At 43.9% G+C, this 17256-nt stretch carries 16 protein-coding genes; 4 read left to right on the top strand and 12 right to left on the bottom strand.

Annotated elements, in window-relative coordinates; genetic code table 11:
• Positions 1 to 52: 52 nt before the first annotated feature.
• Together aroC and aroA are read right to left on the bottom strand one after the other, a co-directional pair.
• A complete protein-coding gene (gene aroC / locus AC58QG_RS01960) occupies positions 53 to 1108 on the bottom strand; it encodes a chorismate synthase (RefSeq protein WP_497360235.1) in 1056 nt (351 codons plus the stop codon).
• Between the two features lie 17 nt (positions 1109 to 1125).
• Positions 1126 to 2469, bottom strand: a complete 1344-nt coding sequence (aroA, locus tag AC58QG_RS01955) for a 3-phosphoshikimate 1-carboxyvinyltransferase (protein WP_497360233.1) — start codon at positions 2467 to 2469, stop codon at positions 1126 to 1128.
• Positions 2470 to 2575: 106 nt separating this feature from the next.
• Here aroA and AC58QG_RS01950 point away from each other — a divergent pair, with 106 nt between their 5' ends.
• The gene (locus AC58QG_RS01950; protein WP_497360231.1) at positions 2576 to 3454 is read left to right on the top strand and encodes a LysR family transcriptional regulator; all 879 of its coding nucleotides are present in this window, start codon (positions 2576 to 2578) and stop codon (positions 3452 to 3454) included.
• A 78-nt stretch (positions 3455 to 3532) separates the two neighbouring features.
• Positions 3533 to 4012, top strand: coding sequence for a hypothetical protein (locus tag AC58QG_RS01945; RefSeq protein WP_497360229.1), 480 nt, complete (start codon positions 3533 to 3535; stop codon positions 4010 to 4012).
• 41 nt (positions 4013 to 4053) lie between these two features.
• Here the strand turns inward: AC58QG_RS01945 and AC58QG_RS01940 are convergent, their stop codons facing one another.
• The 4 genes from AC58QG_RS01940 to AC58QG_RS01925 form a co-directional block, all read right to left on the bottom strand.
• Positions 4054 to 4521, bottom strand: a complete 468-nt coding sequence (locus AC58QG_RS01940) for a (2Fe-2S)-binding protein (RefSeq protein ID WP_497362760.1) — start codon at positions 4519 to 4521, stop codon at positions 4054 to 4056.
• Positions 4508 to 5371, bottom strand: a complete 864-nt coding sequence (locus AC58QG_RS01935; protein ID WP_497360227.1) for an FAD binding domain-containing protein — start codon at positions 5369 to 5371, stop codon at positions 4508 to 4510. Before AC58QG_RS01935 ends, AC58QG_RS01940 begins: the two co-directional genes overlap by 14 nt.
• A complete protein-coding gene (locus AC58QG_RS01930; RefSeq protein WP_497360225.1) occupies positions 5358 to 7688 on the bottom strand; it encodes a xanthine dehydrogenase family protein molybdopterin-binding subunit in 2331 nt (776 codons plus the stop codon). The genes AC58QG_RS01935 and AC58QG_RS01930 overlap by 14 nt, the downstream gene beginning before the upstream one ends.
• A 184-nt stretch (positions 7689 to 7872) precedes the next feature.
• Complete coding sequence (locus AC58QG_RS01925) at positions 7873 to 8091, bottom strand: hypothetical protein (RefSeq protein ID WP_497360223.1); 219 nt, start codon at positions 8089 to 8091, stop codon at positions 7873 to 7875.
• A 300-nt stretch (positions 8092 to 8391) separates the two neighbouring features.
• On the opposite strand from AC58QG_RS01925, the gene AC58QG_RS01920 reads away from it, so the two are divergent.
• Positions 8392 to 8949, top strand: coding sequence for an NADPH-dependent FMN reductase (locus AC58QG_RS01920; RefSeq protein WP_497362759.1), 558 nt, complete (start codon positions 8392 to 8394; stop codon positions 8947 to 8949).
• Positions 8950 to 9046: 97 nt separating this feature from the next.
• Here AC58QG_RS01920 and AC58QG_RS01915 read toward each other — a convergent pair whose 3' ends face one another.
• The 5 genes from AC58QG_RS01915 to AC58QG_RS01895 form a co-directional block, all read right to left on the bottom strand.
• Positions 9047 to 9238 (bottom strand): YgaP family membrane protein, encoded by a 192-nt coding sequence (locus AC58QG_RS01915; RefSeq protein ID WP_497360221.1) that lies wholly within the window; start codon positions 9236 to 9238, stop codon positions 9047 to 9049.
• A 204-nt stretch (positions 9239 to 9442) separates the two neighbouring features.
• Positions 9443 to 10117 carry a Crp/Fnr family transcriptional regulator gene (locus tag AC58QG_RS01910; protein WP_497360219.1) on the bottom strand — a complete coding sequence of 225 codons (675 nt, stop codon included), beginning with the start codon at positions 10115 to 10117 and terminating at the stop codon, positions 9443 to 9445.
• A gap of 103 nt (positions 10118 to 10220) precedes the next feature.
• Positions 10221 to 11312 (bottom strand): GerAB/ArcD/ProY family transporter, encoded by a 1092-nt coding sequence (locus tag AC58QG_RS01905; protein WP_497360217.1) that lies wholly within the window; start codon positions 11310 to 11312, stop codon positions 10221 to 10223.
• Positions 11309 to 12463 carry a Ger(x)C family spore germination protein gene (locus tag AC58QG_RS01900; RefSeq protein WP_497362758.1) on the bottom strand — a complete coding sequence of 385 codons (1155 nt, stop codon included), beginning with the start codon at positions 12461 to 12463 and terminating at the stop codon, positions 11309 to 11311. The genes AC58QG_RS01905 and AC58QG_RS01900 overlap by 4 nt, the downstream gene beginning before the upstream one ends.
• A 5-nt stretch (positions 12464 to 12468) precedes the next feature.
• Positions 12469 to 13866, bottom strand: coding sequence for a spore germination protein (locus AC58QG_RS01895; RefSeq protein ID WP_497360215.1), 1398 nt, complete (start codon positions 13864 to 13866; stop codon positions 12469 to 12471).
• Positions 13867 to 14026: 160 nt separating this feature from the next.
• Here AC58QG_RS01895 and AC58QG_RS01890 point away from each other — a divergent pair, with 160 nt between their 5' ends.
• Complete coding sequence (locus AC58QG_RS01890; RefSeq protein WP_497360213.1) at positions 14027 to 14776, top strand: glucose 1-dehydrogenase; 750 nt, start codon at positions 14027 to 14029, stop codon at positions 14774 to 14776.
• Positions 14777 to 14995: 219 nt separating this feature from the next.
• On the opposite strand, the gene AC58QG_RS01885 is transcribed toward AC58QG_RS01890, so the two are convergent.
• Complete coding sequence (locus tag AC58QG_RS01885; protein ID WP_497362757.1) at positions 14996 to 17017, bottom strand: beta-galactosidase; 2022 nt, start codon at positions 17015 to 17017, stop codon at positions 14996 to 14998.
• Between the last annotated feature and the right edge of the window lie 239 nt (positions 17018 to 17256).

Raw genomic sequence — 17256 nt, 5'->3', positions numbered from 1 at the left:
AATATCTAATTTTTTGTTAATAAAAAAACTGCCGAATGATCGGCAGCCTCATCTATCCTAACATCGCAGCTTGTCTCTTGTACTGATCTTCCAGTACTAAGCAAACCATCGATTCTACCACAGGTACAATTCTTGGGCAAATACACGGATCGTGTCTGCCTACTGTTCGAATGTCTTGTTCCTCCCCGTTCACGTTTAACGTTTTCTGGGAAACCGAAATGGAAGAAGTGGGTTTAACACTAATTCGGAAAATGATTTCTTGACCGGTACTGATCCCGCCTAGAATTCCACCTGAATGATTACTTAGAAATCCGGAGCTATCCATTTCATCATTATGCTCACTGCCTAACATCGAAGCCGCTGCGAAACCAGCACCGAATTCGATTCCTTTGACCGCGCCGATTGAGAGCATTGCTTTCGCCAATTCTGCATCTAATTTATCGAAAACAGGCTCTCCAAGTCCAGGCATAACACCGCGAATACGACATTCCACGATGCCTCCGCAACTATCGCCAATCGCCGCTAATTGCTCAATCTTTTCAATCATTTGGTTAGCAGCAATAGGATCGCAAGCCCTAACTGCATTAAGCTCAATCGCATGTTCATCAAAGGTCTCACACGAAATGCCTCCGACCTCATGCGTATAGGCCAACACTTGCACGCCTCTTTGCTCTAATAGCTTTCGAGCCACAGCCCCGCCAGCCACTCTTCCTGCTGTTTCTCTTCCCGAAGCTCGTCCACTCCCCCGATGATCCCGGATTCCGTATTTTTGCAAATAAGTGAAATCCGCATGGCCAGGTCGAAACGAGTGCTGGATGTCGTTGTATGCTTCTGGTTTCATGTCTTGGTTATAAAGGCTGACAAAAAGTGGCGTACCTGTTGTTTTCCCTTCAAAAACGCCAGATAAGATATGAATCTTATCGTATTCTTTGCGTGGTGAAGTGACGGAGGATTGACCAGGCTTTCTCCGATCCATCTGTTTTTGAATATACGCTTCATCGATCTCGACGCCAGGTGTTACACCATCCACGATGACGCCTACGGCGGCCCCATGAGATTCCCCGAAGGTTGTTATTTTGAAAATTTCACCGAATGTATTCCCTGCCATTGAAATAAGCCTCCTGTTTAGTAAGTGATTTCTACGCCTAACGCGGACAACTGTTCAAAATATCCTGGACACGTTTTGGATACGCAGCCTGGGTCGGTAATACGAATGTTTGCAACTCTTAGGCCGATCAAAGACAACGCCATGGCCATGCGATGATCGTCATGGGAATCCACTAAAGCCGGCGTCGGTTGCCCGGGATAAATCGTTAAACCATCTTGATGCTCATCTACTCGAATGCCAAGCTTGCCAAGCTCCGTACAAATGGCAGCAATGCGATCGCATTCATGATGTCGAATATGAGCGGCATCAGTTAGTGTAATCGGTCCATCCGTAAAAGGAGCCAATGCGGCAATCGTTAAAGTTTGATCTGACCATTTTTTCATACTGAGCGTAAAGCCGCCTTTGAGGTGCTTTGTGCCTTGTACTTCCACAAAATTTTCACCACGTATGACGGTACAGCCCATTCGTTCCAATACGTTTAATATTTCAATGTCTGGCTGTGTTGTTCTCATTGCATGAATACCTTTGATTCGTACACTGCCTGATGTTAGTGCAGCTAACGCCCAGAAATAGCAACAGGTAGAGACATCTGGCTCAAGTTGGAACGTCTGCCCTTGATATTTCCCAGATGGGACTTGGATGGATTGACCGTCTGCGGAAAATCGTGGTGTGACACCGAATGCAGTCATCATATCCACGGTCATCTGCACATAATCCCGTTGCACGATTTCACCATCAATCTGAATGGTAAGCGGTGATTCCGTATAGGGTGCTGCTAGCAAAAGCCCACTAATAAATTGGCTGGACATTGAACCAGGCAGCGTCACACTGCCTCCTTGTAAGCCAGATGCATGGAGGCTCAATGGCAAGCGATGTTCTACGTCTTGATAGTCAAAAGCAGCACCAATGCTGGAAAGTGCAGTAAGCAGCGGTGCTAATGGCCGCTCACTTAATCGTTTGCTCCCTTTTATCGTCCAATGACCATGTCCACTAGCTAAAGCTGCCGGTAAGAAACGTGCAATTGTACCTGCAGCTCCCATATATAGCTCCCCAGATGAGTTGGGCCAATTCCCTCCGCAACCATCCACATATGCGGTATCTCCCTCAATGACGATAGACACACCAAGCTTGGTTAATGCGTCAATGCACCAGTACGAATCATCGCTTTTCAATAAGCCTTCTAGCTTTGAATTACCTTCGGCTAACGATGCGATAATCAACGCACGGTTAGTCAAGCTTTTACTCCCTGGTACTCTGATTGTGCCTTTTACCTTGGATTTTGGAGGACTGATCTTCACTTCTTGTGCCTTATTTGTTGACCACGGGGAACGAGCTTCCCAATCCGGCTGATGCGCTGCCATATTCTCCACCTCTTTTGTATTATTTATATAATCCAATTATAATAAGTGGGTTGAGATAAATGAAATCGGAATTTCAATAGAATGTCATAGAGGTGATCTATACCAAATGATGAACCTAGAATGGTATCGTATTTTTTTACATACGGCAAAATGCCGGAATTTAACGAAAGCTGCGCAAGAACTTCATATTACGCAACCATCGGTGAGTTATGCCATAAAGCAGATTGAAGACGCTATTGGGCTTAAATTGTTTCATCGGTTATCGAAAGGTGTAGAACTAACAGAAGAAGGACGCACGCTCTTTGACTATGTGAAGAAATCCTTTGCCTTACTGGATTCTGGCCAGAAGCATCTTCAAAATCTTAAACAGTTACATCAAGGTGAACTTCGAATTGGGGCCAGTGATTCACTGATTAAGCATCTTCTGCTCCCTCAGTTGAATGCGTACCATCAGACATATCCAGGAATACGGATCCGACTTTCACATGGGAAAACGAATGAAATCACCAAACGCCTCAAGGAAGGCGAGATTGACTGTGCAATTGTGCACATGCCGATCGATGATCCTGAGCTGTCTATTCAAACTTTGGCGGTGCTGGAGGATTGTTTTGTGGTTGGGGAGGCTTTTCTTGAGTTGACAAATCGTCAGCTTACAACGCAAGAACTAGCAGAGCTGCCGTTAATCCTATTATCTCCTGGTAGCAGTACCAGAGTTTTCATCGAAAAATGGTTTGCCGCTAAAGGATTCGAGGTACATCCAGATATTGAATTAGGAAATATTGATCTCCTAGCGGAATTCGCAAGGTTAGGCTACGGGGTTGCCTTCATAAGTCGGTCATTTGTAGAGGAAGAGCTTCAATCAGGCACTCTTTTTGAGCTCCAAATCGATGACCCACTTCCGCCGCGAAGTATAGGCTTAGCTGTGCGCCGCGATATGAAACTATCGGTTGCTGCAGAAGGTTTTGTCGAGATTCTTCAAACGTAATTTGACGTAATTGAACGATATCCCTTTTACCAACGTCTTTATTAAGAGATAGAATTAATATGGTTAAGGAGTATAAGAATGAAAAAAAATTTCACATCACGATTGAGCTGGCATACGATTAGCGAGCAACTGGAGTCTTATTGGGAAGCAAACGTATTGAAATGGAAGAAACGGTTAAATCCTTTGACGAACAAAATCGGATTTGGCATCTACTTTTATAAAAATATGACCTTAAACTTAAATCGTCTGAACAAAGAAATCTTACAAATTGCTGAGGATCATATCAACCTCTCTCTTCTCAAGAAATCCCAGTTCCCTAGCTTTATCTCCGTTGTTGATGGAATTAATGCGTCCACAATGGTAATGAAATTACCAAATCATATTACGAAGCAAATCACGTCAAAGGTCAGAGCACTTCCAGGCTTCAAATCACTACAAGCCATTGCTTGTGAGTATGGATACAAATGTGAGCTGCATTACAATCAAGGGAAAGCTTTTTTCGGCTCCTTGCAGATTCACTTTATCAAAATCAACGCGTTTCCAGCTGTGAACGCATAAAAACAAGCAGAAGCCCTTCCATTCGTGGAAGGGCTTCTGCTTTACTCATTTAGTTCCTTTGAAATTACCGAACGGACTGCTGCCCCTATTTCCGCATAACTTGTGCACCGACAAATATTGGATTGCAGCCACTCCTGAATCACAGATTCATCAGCGTTCGGCTGCTTATTCACCAATGCATGACAGACTATAATAAAACCTGGCGTACAAAATCCGCATTGGAATGCGAAGTTGTCAACGAATGCACGTTGAATGGGCGAATCTCCCCCCAATCCCTCAACTGTTGTAATCTTGCAGCCCTGCGCTTCTATGGCAAGCATTAAGCATGATTTGATTGGGATTCCATCTACGAGAACAGTGCATGCACCGCAATCCCCGTTTTCACATCCAGCCTTCACTCCTGTGAGTCCTACGTGTTCACGAAGTACACGCAACAACGTATCCGCTGAACGGATTGCAACGTGTTGGCGCTTCTCATTAACCTGCAGCTCGATTTCACTTCTGCCTATTCCATGCAAGATTACTTACACCTCCTTCGAGAGCAGTCATGACGTCAGACAACGTATTACGCAAGACAAATGTCCTATAGGCGGCTGAACTTAAAATATCACTCAAGATCGGTACTGGCCATATACGGATTACCCGTTCGATACGTTCCTCCAAGGGTAGCGAGGTATCGTTCAGAACCTTTTCTATCTTCCCAGATCGAAAAGGAACGGCACTGACGCCGCTAAATGCGATTCGAATCCCCTCGATGGTCTGCAGCGCAGAGATCCGGACGATCGGGTAATCAATTCTTTCCATTTTCGTTTTTTTAACAGTAATAAAGGGCAGTTCCATAAAACGTTTATCCGTTACGATTTGCAAAAGCAGCTCCCCTTTTGCAATGCGAGGTTCACCATTTAGGATCTGGTGGATCGAGACATGCCGAATCCCATTGGATCCCATCAGCACAACTTGACTATCGGCGAGTAGAAATGGCAGTACGGCTTCCCGGTAAAAGAATTTCCCACAAAGGTTGCCGCCTATGGTTATTTTATTCCGATTTGTATGATCAGCAATATGTCGAACTGTCTCAGCTAAAAGAGGAAACAAAGTAGATTCCGATAATTTCGTCAGTGTAACAGCCGAACCCACGACAAGCTGCTCATGATGTATCTGCAAGATATGGCATTCAGGAATCGCCTTTATATCAATAACAGCACCTGTACGAAGCTGATTTAGGCGAGCCATCGAGATAATCTCTGTACCTCCTGCATAATAAAGTGGATCTTGACCATTCACTTCTGCTTGCTGAAAAAGATGAACAGCCTCCATATAAGTAGATGGCTTGACGTATTCGAAATCAAACGAAATCATCCCTTTCCCCCCTTGTACGCCAAATCAGCTCCGGGATGAGAGGAAGCCTATTCAGCTCACACCTAGCAGCGAGAGATAACGCATTTGCTAGACACGGCGCCATTCCGATTGTACCGTGTTCCCCAACACCACGTGCCCCATAGGGGCCATCCAAGAACGGCGTTTCCACAAAGTCAACGAGATAGGTAGGATTTTCGCCGAAACGCGTCAATTTATAAGAGCGCAGCTGTGGATTCAACACGATGCCAGAATCATTGAAGAGGAATCCCTCTCGACTAGCAAAACTAAGTCCCATATTCATTCCACCCATAACTTGACCTTTTGCCGTGGCTTCATTAATTACTTTGCCAGCGTCAAATACGGAAGCAGCTTTGAGAATGCGATATGTACAATCACGAATATCGAATTCAACTTCAACGGCCTGCGCACCAACGGTCCATTGCTGACCAGGTATGCCCTTTCCTGTTTCAGGATCTAGATTGGTGTTGTGATGCACCCTATATCGCCCGCGGCCGATAACGGGCTCCCCAGACGCGCTGCCATCTGGATACATGTAGCCACTAACCAGTTGCTTAATCTGCAAACTGATGTTTGGTTGATCTTTCAGGAACACTTTACCTTGGCTGACCTCCAGTAGATCTGGATTACACTTAAGAACAAGACTAGCATTTACCTTCAGTTGGGCAATAACATCCTCTGCCGCGTCTAATACAGCACGACCAACCATCATCGTACTGCTGCTTGCCACCGTTTTCCAATGTTCAGGTGTAATTTGCGTGTCTACATCCATTTTAATATGAATGTGATCGACTGACATTTGCATCCGTTCTGCGAGAATTTGCGCCATAATCGTGCGATTTCCTTGACCCAGTTCGATGGAGCCTACACTGAGATTTAAGCTGCCATCATGATTGCAAGTAATCGTTGCACCGGAACCCGTATCAATCGAGGAACCTGAGGTTTTCCAAACACAAGCCATTCCTTTGGTTCTAAATTTAAAAGAATCGACCTCCATCCATTGCCCTTCATCCCAGTTGATAAGCTTTTTTAATTTAACTAGGCATGCCATCAAATCTCCAATATTGCTGCGGTTGAGCGGTGCTTGCGTAGGTGTTGTATCACCAGGCTTAATGGCATTCCGTAGACGCAATTCCATCGGGTCCATGTGCAGCTTCTTCGCAAGTAGATCCATCGTTCGCTCCACGCAAAAAGCCGCCTCCGTATGTCCGAAACCACGGAAAGCGTTCGCGTAAGGATGATTCGTATACACAGTTAATGCATCGCACCACACATGGTCGATCTGATAAGGTCCCGTGCAATCAACGGCAGCTGCTTGGGCTACAGCTGGTCCTTCATCCGTGTATCCGCCGGTATCAAACAAGAAACTAATTTCCATGGCTTTCAGTTTCCCATTTCGGGTTGCACCGATCTTGACCTTCGCTTCCAAGCCAATATGAGAGGGGGAGCTAATCATGTCTGACTCACGTGTATTATTGATTTTAACTGGCCGGCCGCCACAGGCTTTCGAAGCCAAATAGGCAATATACTCCAATTGAATAGAGCCTTTGCCGCCAAATCCTCCCCCTACGAATGGCACATGGACAACGACTTTGGACTGATCAACCTGAAAGAAGCGCTCAAATGAACGTTTGATGATAAAGGGATCTTGTGTAGAGGTTTGGATTTGAATGATTCCGCTGGGCATGACTTCAACGATGGAACAACGCGGTTCCATCGCACTATGATCCGAAGTATTGAAAGCAAATGTACTCTCAACAACAGCTTCACTGGATGACCATCCATGATGCATGTCACCTTTTCGGATTTTAACATGACTAGCAATGTTCGTATTGGGAACGGGAAAGATGCTTCCTGATTTCTGGTAGCTCCCCAGCTTCTCATGTACCAAAGGCGCATTCGACTGTAGTGCACCGCTAGGCGAATTAACAACGGGCAACTGGGTGAATTCCACACGGATATGCTCGGCAGCCTGCTTAGCAATTTGTTCCGTTTCTGCCACCACGACAGCGATCGGCTCACCATAATAGCGCACCTTCTGGTAGGCAAGAATGGGACGATCGGCAAGTAGTCCCCCCGTAAGAACAGGACAATTCTCTCCCGTGATTACCGTAAAAACACCGCTTACTTCTAATGATTTAGACACATCAATAGACACAATTTGGGCATGTGCATAAGGACTAATCAATAACCAGCCATGCAACAGACCAGGGGATTGCGTATCATTCGTATATTTGGCAAATCCGCTTACTTTATCTTTCGATTCAACCCGCGGTATCGCCTTTCCGATCGTGGACAAACTCCTCACACTCCCCTCACTGTACAGACAAGCGCCTACTAAGCCTAAACGATTTCCAAAGTATAGCGTTTTCCTACAGCATATAGCGAAAGTTCTTGTCCTATTCCCTCCTTTCGTCCTATACCAAAAAGACCCCACAGCAATAGCTGAAGGGTCTTATGAACTTACATTAAATTTCTTATATCTATTCAATCGAGTATCGAATAAAAGCTAACAAGGCTAATAAGCCTGCAGCAATCGAGATGACATATAAAGAAGTAAGCCTTACCCACTTCGTACCTGTTTTTTGAAAATAGGACTGGTCCCCTTCGCGATTTTTACGAGAAAAGCCGATGATAAATGTCGATAAAAGACCAAATAATAAAATTATTGAAAATATCACAAAATATATGGACGTATTCATAAGAAAATCAACCACCTTTTTGTTTATTTAATCTTCCCTAACTAAATTATATAGGAGCTTGTATTATAAATCATATACTATAGTTTGCATGTTCATACAAAATTCAAATTATTAAAATTTTATGACGCTAAGCTGTCACTTTTCATAAATGATGATACATAACATTTATTATGTAAACTAATTTCCGTTCTATTCTATTGCTTTGCGGAAACAATCGTTATAACCGTATTTTCAATTGCACGAGGTTCCTTTTAACCGTTATGCTACTCGCATAGACTTAACCTATTGGAGGCCATAATGATGTTAAAAATCGGAATTATTCTCGGCAGTACTCGCCCAGGACGCAGAGGTGAAGTCGTCGCTCAGTGGATACATGAAGTTGCAAGTAAACGCACCGATGCGCTGTTTGAGATCGTTGATCTGGCAGATTTTAATTTGCCACTTTATGACGAACCTCATCCACCTATGATGATGAAATACACCAAAGAACATACCATTGCTTGGTCGAACGCAATTCGTGCGTACGATGGTTACATCTTCGTAACACCGGAGTATAATCATGCCGTTCCCGCGGCGCTTAAGAACGCGATTGATTTCTTGTTCAATGAATGGAAGGATAAAGCTGCTGGAATCGTCAGCTATGGCGGTGGTACTGGCGGAGCCCGTGCAGCAGAGAACCTTAGGCTCATCTTGAGTGAATTGCATGTAGCTAGTGTACGTGCCCAAGTAACGTTATCCCTGTTCACAGATTTTGAAAACTTCACCACATTCAAACCCAATCCGCGTCAGGAAGCCGCCGCAAACACCTTGTTTGATCAAGTCATTGCTTGGAGCGGGGCTTTGAAGTCATTGCGTTAATACCTTTTCATTATCCAGCCACGAAACCTAGAAAAAGCTGAATTAGGATTCTCCTAATTCAGCTCTTTCCGTCTATCTCATTAAAGCTTATAGCAGCTTATCTGATGCTGCAAGTATTGCGGCCCAACAATTGATTGATGGCGCATTTTTGTGCCAAGCCAGTAGCCAGAAGCGGCAAAGCAATCAGACCAAATAATTTCCAATACCCCGGCAGGAAGTAAAATAATGATAAAAGTGCAATTCCTAAAATAATGCGAATGGCTCGGTCAGCTCCCCCAACGTTTTTCATGATATATTTCTCCTTTCTTATATTGAATTGTTGTATTTGTACTTCTCACAGTTACGATAATATCAGGACTGATGCAAACGAACCGTAACTTTGTCACATAACTTCGTAAGTAGGAACAACAGAAAATAAAAACAAACGCCGGAGCTTGTCCGGCGTTTGTTTTTATAATTAAGGCACAGCCACGCTTCAAGCTCTGGCTCCTCCTTATATTTCAATATAGCGTTCAAGCGCCTTTCGATTTCTAATCGTAATTTTCCCTCTTGAAAGTTGAATGATTTCTTCCTTCTCAAGTCCCTTTAACGTTCTACTAATTACCTCGCGGGCCGTACCGAGCTCTATGGATAAGCTGTCGTGGGTGATATGCAAGGTATCGGAATTACCGGCTTTTTGTGCCATTTGAATAAGAAATTCCGATATTCGTCCACGAATGGACTTAAAGTTGACGCTATCGAGCAGATTGGACAAGATGACGATCCGTTTGGCGAAAGATTTAAAGATGAACTGGCGAAAATTCCGATAGCGATCCATCCAGTCGCGAAAAATCCCTGCAGGAATCGCTAACACCAAGCCGGCCGTTTCTACGCAGGCGGAAGCTTCATATTCCGTTTCGCCTAAAATACTTGAAGTCATCAAAGGACAGCATTCTCCATTATGAATCCTGTAAAGCGTGATTTCCCGGCCGCTGGCGCTTATTTTATACATTCTGACTGTGCCATCCAAAATCAAAACGGCGTACTCCAGAAATTGTCCTTCTTCAATGGTATAATTGGGTTCCATTTTTAGAACTTTTATGCCATCTTGATTCCAATCCTGCTCGGTGATGTCTGCCAGGCTGGGAAATAATGAAATGATTCGCGATAAATGCTCAGGCAGAATCAACTGATTCAGCTCCTTAAGAAATGCTTTTTTCGTAACATATTAACATAAAAGCTAATGGAATTCTGTGATAAAGTCACATACATGCTGAATAGTCTATGTCCTTTTACACCTCTTGCACATGTCTTCCTCTAATAAGACTTACAAGAAGAAAAACTAATGGAAGTCCGACGATGAAAATAGGGAAAATAAACGCAGTCCAGACAAGGTTCGCATAATCCAATATCCCAAAGATGTTTGCAGGTACTAATGAGATAATGAAAATGATGGGTGCAGTTACTGCAATCATTCCCCGCCATTTCTTGACTCCAAATAATTGTGCTGTACCATAACTGTTGATGAACAAGTAGATAGACAACTTGACTAATACGCTGAAAATCCAGATGAACACAATCCAGACATCCATATTTTGAATAAAATCTAGATAATTAATAAATCGAACCATAGCAAAATACGGAAAATACATGCTGGATCCGATGTGTATGCCGAATGTTGAAATAACCATCATTGTCGCAACAATTGCGAGCAAAGATGGAATGCAAATTGACAATAGAATCGGTTTGAGCAGCTTTTCCGGCTTAGCAATAAATGGCGTTAACATCATCATCATCATAGATTCCCCAAGGAAAGAAGCATTTACTAATGAACCCTTTAAAATCGGTATAACACCAGAATCCGCGTAAATCGGCAGAATGAGCGCTAGATGCAAATTGGGTATGTTTAATGCAAATGTGATCACAATGCCGAGGAGTATCAAAGGTCCAGCCAATTCACTGAAACGTGCAATGGCTTCAACGCTGCCAGCGAAGGTTATGTAAATCATTGCCGCCATCATTAAAGCTGAGATACTCCATACCGGTGTATCGTGGAATAGAATTTGCTTAATAAATAATGAAAAGATACGCAATATATCAGCACATACGGAATACCATACCAGAATATACAACAGACTTATTAACTTTCCAACCCACTTTCCAAAAAGCTTCTGAGCAAACTCTACCAGCGTTTGTGAAGCATGTCGCTGACTCACTCGAACTAAAATATACGTTACGAACAGACCAATCAAACCCGCAACCGCAAGCGAGATCCAAGCGTCTTGTTTTGCGATTTCAATCGTAGGCGATATCGTTAACCATATTGACATTGAGATTTCTAATGTGGTAAACATCCAAAATAACTGCCACGTTGAAATTTTCATTCTTTTCCTCCTTTCCTAACGATTCGCTTGCGGATATCTCCCGTACTCTGAATATTCAACTTGACATCAACGGCCACTTCAATCGTCGGGAATATTTCATCCCACCGATCTCGAATTTCTTTCCATTGATACGGATGTTCTCTATGAAATTCTTCGCCGATTCCGAACACGTCCTGCCCAAACTGAGACTGTATATTCTTTATTGTTTCTTCTACTCTCTTTGCTTTAATTGCGTTTAGCTTTTTTTCTACATGCATACGATCAGCGGATACAGAAAGATCAATATCTGTGTTATTTTCAAGTACTCTTCCGGTTCCCATTAGTTTTATATAAGCCTTTATTTTATTCCCATCATAACTAGTTCGGATGATTTGTTTTAAATTCGATTCATATAAAGCTATGCTTCCTTCATCTAGCTCTTCAGTCACGAATTGATTTTTCAATACACCTTTAACCCAAAATAATTCAAGAGAATCTCTTCCACTCACTTCTCCAACCATTTGCAAATTTTTATTGAATATGGCAACTGATCTGACATCAAATATTTTGCCTTTCTCTTGCTTATTCATCGGTGAAATCTCAACCATTGGCATGGCAGGTCGAATACCATCCCGCCGAACATCGATTAATACATCTCGTAAAGCAGTGTCTCCTAAGCGGCAATAACGGTCTTGATCAACAGCCACAATCGATGAAAATTGATTGAACGGAGAGTTAATATTCAATACTTCCTTTCCTTCTCCGTTATTCACAACAAAAATATCTGTCCGCAGGCGCGTATCCGTATTTCTTGTGAATTGATCCATGACATCGATTAGCCCTTTTCGCGCCAGCTTTTCTCCGATAAAAATGGATCTGCGATGCCCTAGGAAAACTTTACGGGGCAGCTTGTCTTGAATTTGTTGCGTCAAATCTACGATTGACGATCCCGTAGCTGTTAATACAATGTTTGCCCTTTCACTCTTTCCCCCACCGCCTCGGATACTCCTGAAATCAGCGGGAACAGCGATTTGAGCGCTTTTTTGAAGCTTACCGCTTTCTGATATATCTAAGGCCGTTCCAATCCAGAATGCGTAATCGTTAATTTCATTTCTGTCCCAGCATCCAGAAAGAATCAGTACCAGTATCAAAAAAATGATGAAATTCCGCATTTTCTTCATTGTTTTCGTATTGCCGATACGTACCGTTTATTCATCCGTATAAGCGTATCCTTCCAGAAATTTGAACCGATTGGCGCTAACGGTGTTAAATAAGGGATACCGAACGACTTTAGTGTCACAAGATGAATCATGATGAATATAATGCCAATCGCAATACCGTACAGGCCCAGCACTCCGCCTGAGATTAGAAGAGGAAATCGCAAAATTCGAAAAGGTAAAGCCAAACTATAGCTAGGAAAGGCGAACGATGCAATTCCAGTACCAGCAACAATCATCACGATGGGTGCAGAAATAAAGCCAGCTTGGACAGCTGCTTCCCCAATAACCAGTGCACCTACGATACTCACAGCTGAACCGATGGCTTTAGGCAGACGAAGTCCTGCTTCCCGTAATCCTTCGAACATAAGCTCCATCAACAAAGTTTCAATTACGGATGGAAACGGAATGCCTTCTCTAGATGCAGAAATACTAAGCATCAACGAAAGTGGGATCATCTGTGGATGGAACGTCGTAAGCGCAACATAGATGGAAGGAAGCAGGCACGACATAATGGCTAATAGGAATCGTAAAAGTCTGACTGACGAGACGTATAAGAAGCGCTCATAATGGTCTTCTGCTGCTTGAAAACCCGCCCAGAATGTCATTGGCAACACCAGTGCGTTTGGGGAACCGTCAACGATAATGGCCACTCTACCTGATAATAAACTTGCGGAAACGGTGTCTGGACGTTCTGTATTTTGGATTTGCGGGAAAAGCGAAAAGGATTTGTCCTCAATAAATTCTTCAATATAACCTGAATCCAATAGTTCATTTGTATGGAAAGCTTGAAGTCTTGCCTTAACTTCTTGAAGCAATTCTGGTTTGACTATATCTTCGATGTACGCAACGACAAACGAAGTATTCGTCATCTCACCTGCTTGATGATTTTCGAACTTTAGTTTCGAATTACTTATTTTTCTTCGAATCATGCTTAAATTTGTTTTTAAGTCTTCTGTGAATCCCTCACGTGGACCGCGTATAGAGGCCTCATTTGAGGGTTCATTGATCGCGCGTTGTTTGAAAGCGGTTAGATCTGCTAAATAAGCAAAAGGCTTCCCATCTAAAAAGATGGCAGTACTTCCTTTCAGGATTTTCGCAACGATTTCCGCAATGTTAATTACAATTTTATACTGTGTCAGGCGGTCAATATCATGACTTATCATACATGTCGAAATAATCTGTTCCAATTTAGTAGAATCCGTTAATTCTTCAATATAAACGAGGAGAATGTTCGTCTGATCCGATAATTTTAGCGGTCTAAATACAACATCGGCACAATTATGAAAAATGTGATGCAACGCGTCATGATTGATTTGAATGCTCTCGCTCACATCCAAAGGCATGGTAGGCTCCACGTTCCCTCCCCCTCTTTCCATAAATTTCATTGCATATTATGTGCGGATGTTTATTGCCTTATTCGAATAAATAACACAATCGGCGGCTATCCCTGCCTTCGTAGGTTCTGAAGCAGCAGTTGTGTTAAACTGTTGGAAAATAGTGATAGAGGTGATTCAAATGAGAAAAATCGCAGTCATTACTGGCGGAGGTCATGGCATAGGACGAGCCATTGCTCTTTCTTTTGCTCAAGAAGGTTATGGCATTTCCATAGCGGATATTCATCAAGACAGAGGATTGGAGACAGTTGAGCTACTGCGTCCCTTTACAGAGGATGTACTCTTCATGAAGGTTGATGTCTCCAAGCAAGAGGAAGTTGAGCAATGGATGGAACGTACGTCTTCCGTTTTGGGCAGTATCGATGTCTTGGTGAATAATGCAGCGATTATGCATAATACCGATGTATTGGAACTTAGCACTGAGCAATTTCAGCGGGTCATTTCCGTAAATCTGGGAGGTACTTTTCTCTGCTCGCAGGCTGCAGCCCGCATCATGAAAGCTCAAGAGCGCGGCGGCGCGATCATTAATATCTCGTCGACCAGAGCTATCATGTCGGAGCCTAATACGGAGGCTTATTCGGCCTCAAAAGGAGGTATTGCTGCGCTGACCCATGCAATGGCTATTAGTTTAGGCGGTTATGGAATTCGCGTTAACGCGATATCGCCAGGATGGATTGAAGTACGGGACGAAGGCAGCTTTTCCCACACGAAAGCGGATAAAAGCCAGCACCCGGTAGGCAGAGTAGGTAAACCAGAAGATATTGCCATGGCTTGTCTTTATTTAGCTAACGAGAAGGCAGGATTCATTACTGGTCAGAACCTGACAATTGATGGCGGTATGACAGTTAAAATGATGTATGTCGAGGAATAACTGACTAGGGTTATCCATGAAAGCACTCATTTTTGCGTCGCCGGACAACGGCTTCTTTCAAAGTTCGGCGATGCAATATCAGATATAATTTCTAAAAATATGCAATTAGTTTACATAACATATATTATGTCATTTAATTTCAACTCACAAAAAAAAGCCGAATCAGGTTTCCCCAATCCAGCACTTTCCTTATTTCTCGCTTGCACCATTGCAACTCGGTTAATTCGATCTTCTCAATACGCTTACCCCATAAGGATCCAGCTGCAAGCTTGTTGTTTCCACGTTTTCCTGCAGCAATATGTCCCAATACTTGTCCCCGTCTAGCTCAACCCTTTGCGCCTGCTGACCGAAATTCATAAGGAAAACATACGCATATTCCCCATCCGTTCTAACTTGTGCAGTTACTTCAGCCGGGAGCTCTGTTTGCAGCACGGGTTTGACCCCAGCTTGCTCAATCACTTGCTTATAAAATGGTTTCAAAAACTCAGTATCTGTTCGCGTCGCGATATAATAAGCTTTTCCTTGGCCAAATGAATTCACTGTTAATGCAGGCCGACCTGCATAGAAATCTTCCCCATACACGGCAAGTGTCTCCGCACCCTCGGTATGTATGAGTTCACAGAGCTCACTGGACTCGTACTCGCCTGCTAATTCAAGCCCGTTCCCCTCACAATAAATCAAACGATTCTTCTCATTATCATAGAGAGCATCGATCTCCTCGGACCAAATCCCTAACGTTTTACGAAGCGGTCCTGGGAATCCACCTTGGAAACAGAGGTCATTTTCGTCAACGATTCCCGACCAATACGTGGTAACGAACGTCCCCCCTCCTGCAACAAATTGCTCAATTCGCTCTCCAACTCCTGGTCGAACCAAATACAGCATCGGCGCCACGATTAGCTTGTACTTACTAAAATCAACATCCATATCGATGACATCGACAGGTACCCCACGTTCCCAGAAAGCGCGATAGTGGCTGAGAACCGTTTGTTCATATTTGATCCCCATATTACGAGGTCCTTGTGAATTCTTCACTGCCCAGCGATTTTCCCAGTCAAAAATCAAAGCCGTTTCCGCTGGAACCGAAGTTCCAATCACATCAGAAAGCTTCTCTAATGCACCACCAAGCTCAGCCACATCACGAAATACACGAGTATGCTCATGTCCAACATGATCGATCACCGCACCGTGCAGCTTCTCGCTGGCACCACGACTCTTCCGCCATTGGAAGTATTGAACAGAATCGGAGCCATGCGCTACGGCCTGCAAGGAGGAAAGCAAGTGCATCCCTGGCTTTTTCAACTTGGAGACAGCCTGCCAATTTGTTAAGCTCGGCGTGCTTTCCATCAATAGAAACGGCTTTCCGCCTTTGAGGGAACGGAACAAATCATGATTGAGTGCGAACCATGCGGCCAAATTACGTTGATCCTTCGCATCATGCCAGGTTGGATACGCATCCCATGAAATGACATCAAGGATTTCCGTGAATTTCCAATAGTTAAGACCTTCAAACGCATCCATTAGATTCGTCGTAACAGGCAGCTGCGCATTCACAGCTTTCAATGGCGCGATTTCATGACGGCAGAAGTCAACCGTTTGATCCGTCACGAATCGTTTCCAATCTAAGTTCATGCCATGTACGAGGTTCTCACCGTGCGGAGCAGGAGATTCAATTTGAGACCAACTCGTATACGTATGACTCCAAAAAGAAGTCCACCACGCCATGTTCAACGCATCCAGCGTGCCATATTTCTGTTTCAACCAGCCTCGGAAGGCTTCCTGGCAATACGAGCAGTGGCATTCCCCACCATATTCGTTGGAAATATGCCAACCCACTACAGCCGGATGCTGCGCGTAGCGCTCTGCAAGCCGACTGTTCATCATTGCTACCTTCTCCCTGTACACAGGGGAGGTGAAGCAATGATTGTGACGCGCGCCGAATAAATTGCGCACGCGATTCGCCCCAACCCGCAGTACCTCCGGGTACTGCTCGGCCATCCAAGCGGGTCTTGCGCCACTCGGCGTCGCAAGCCAAGCATAGATCCCATTCGCGGCGAAGGTGTCGAGCACGCGATCTAACCACTCGAAGGTGTACGTACCTTCGACGGGTTCAAGTGCGGACCATGCGAAGATGCCGATAGCCATCACATTACATTTGGCCAGCTTCATCATGCGGATGTCTTCTTCTAAGACTTGCGGATCGTGTTGCCATTGATCAGGATTATAATCAGCGCCGTGCATGAAAACCGGCAATTTCGGGCTAATGGGTGGATAGGTAAGCGACAAGCAGATCACCTCATGGATTTAATTAAAATAGAAATATGACCCCATTCTATCAGCTTCCTGTCCCTTTTTATACCCTACAAATTATCGATTGTCTGTCATTTTTCAGGCAGTCGATTATTTCGACTAACTCATCCCGCTGGCGCCGTATTCATTCGAGTTAGTCGATTATTTCGACTATCTCACCCCGCAGGGCG

Source organism: Paenibacillus sp. J22P169, assembly GCF_059691995.1.
The sequence above is the reverse complement of the archived record's forward strand: the minus strand, read 5'-3'. Positions and strand labels throughout refer to the sequence as shown.

Coding starts and splice junctions, on each gene's coding strand:
- aroC (WP_497360235.1), bottom strand. CDS start 1,108: ATGGCAGGGAATACATTCGGTGAAATTTTCAAAATAACAACCTTCGGG.
- aroA (WP_497360233.1), bottom strand. CDS start 2,469: ATGGCAGCGCATCAGCCGGATTGGGAAGCTCGTTCCCCGTGGTCAACA.
- AC58QG_RS01900 (WP_497362758.1), bottom strand. CDS start 12,463: ATGCGGAATTTCATCATTTTTTTGATACTGGTACTGATTCTTTCTGGA.
- AC58QG_RS01925 (WP_497360223.1), bottom strand. CDS start 8,091: ATGAATACGTCCATATATTTTGTGATATTTTCAATAATTTTATTATTT.
- AC58QG_RS01905 (WP_497360217.1), bottom strand. CDS start 11,312: ATGAAAATTTCAACGTGGCAGTTATTTTGGATGTTTACCACATTAGAA.
- AC58QG_RS01920 (WP_497362759.1), top strand. CDS start 8,392: ATGTTAAAAATCGGAATTATTCTCGGCAGTACTCGCCCAGGACGCAGA.
- AC58QG_RS01945 (WP_497360229.1), top strand. CDS start 3,533: ATGAAAAAAAATTTCACATCACGATTGAGCTGGCATACGATTAGCGAG.
- AC58QG_RS01890 (WP_497360213.1), top strand. CDS start 14,027: ATGAGAAAAATCGCAGTCATTACTGGCGGAGGTCATGGCATAGGACGA.
- AC58QG_RS01915 (WP_497360221.1), bottom strand. CDS start 9,238: ATGAAAAACGTTGGGGGAGCTGACCGAGCCATTCGCATTATTTTAGGA.
- AC58QG_RS01935 (WP_497360227.1), bottom strand. CDS start 5,371: ATGATTTCGTTTGATTTCGAATACGTCAAGCCATCTACTTATATGGAG.
- AC58QG_RS01885 (WP_497362757.1), bottom strand. CDS start 17,017: ATGCACGGCGCTGATTATAATCCTGATCAATGGCAACACGATCCGCAA.
- AC58QG_RS01950 (WP_497360231.1), top strand. CDS start 2,576: ATGATGAACCTAGAATGGTATCGTATTTTTTTACATACGGCAAAATGC.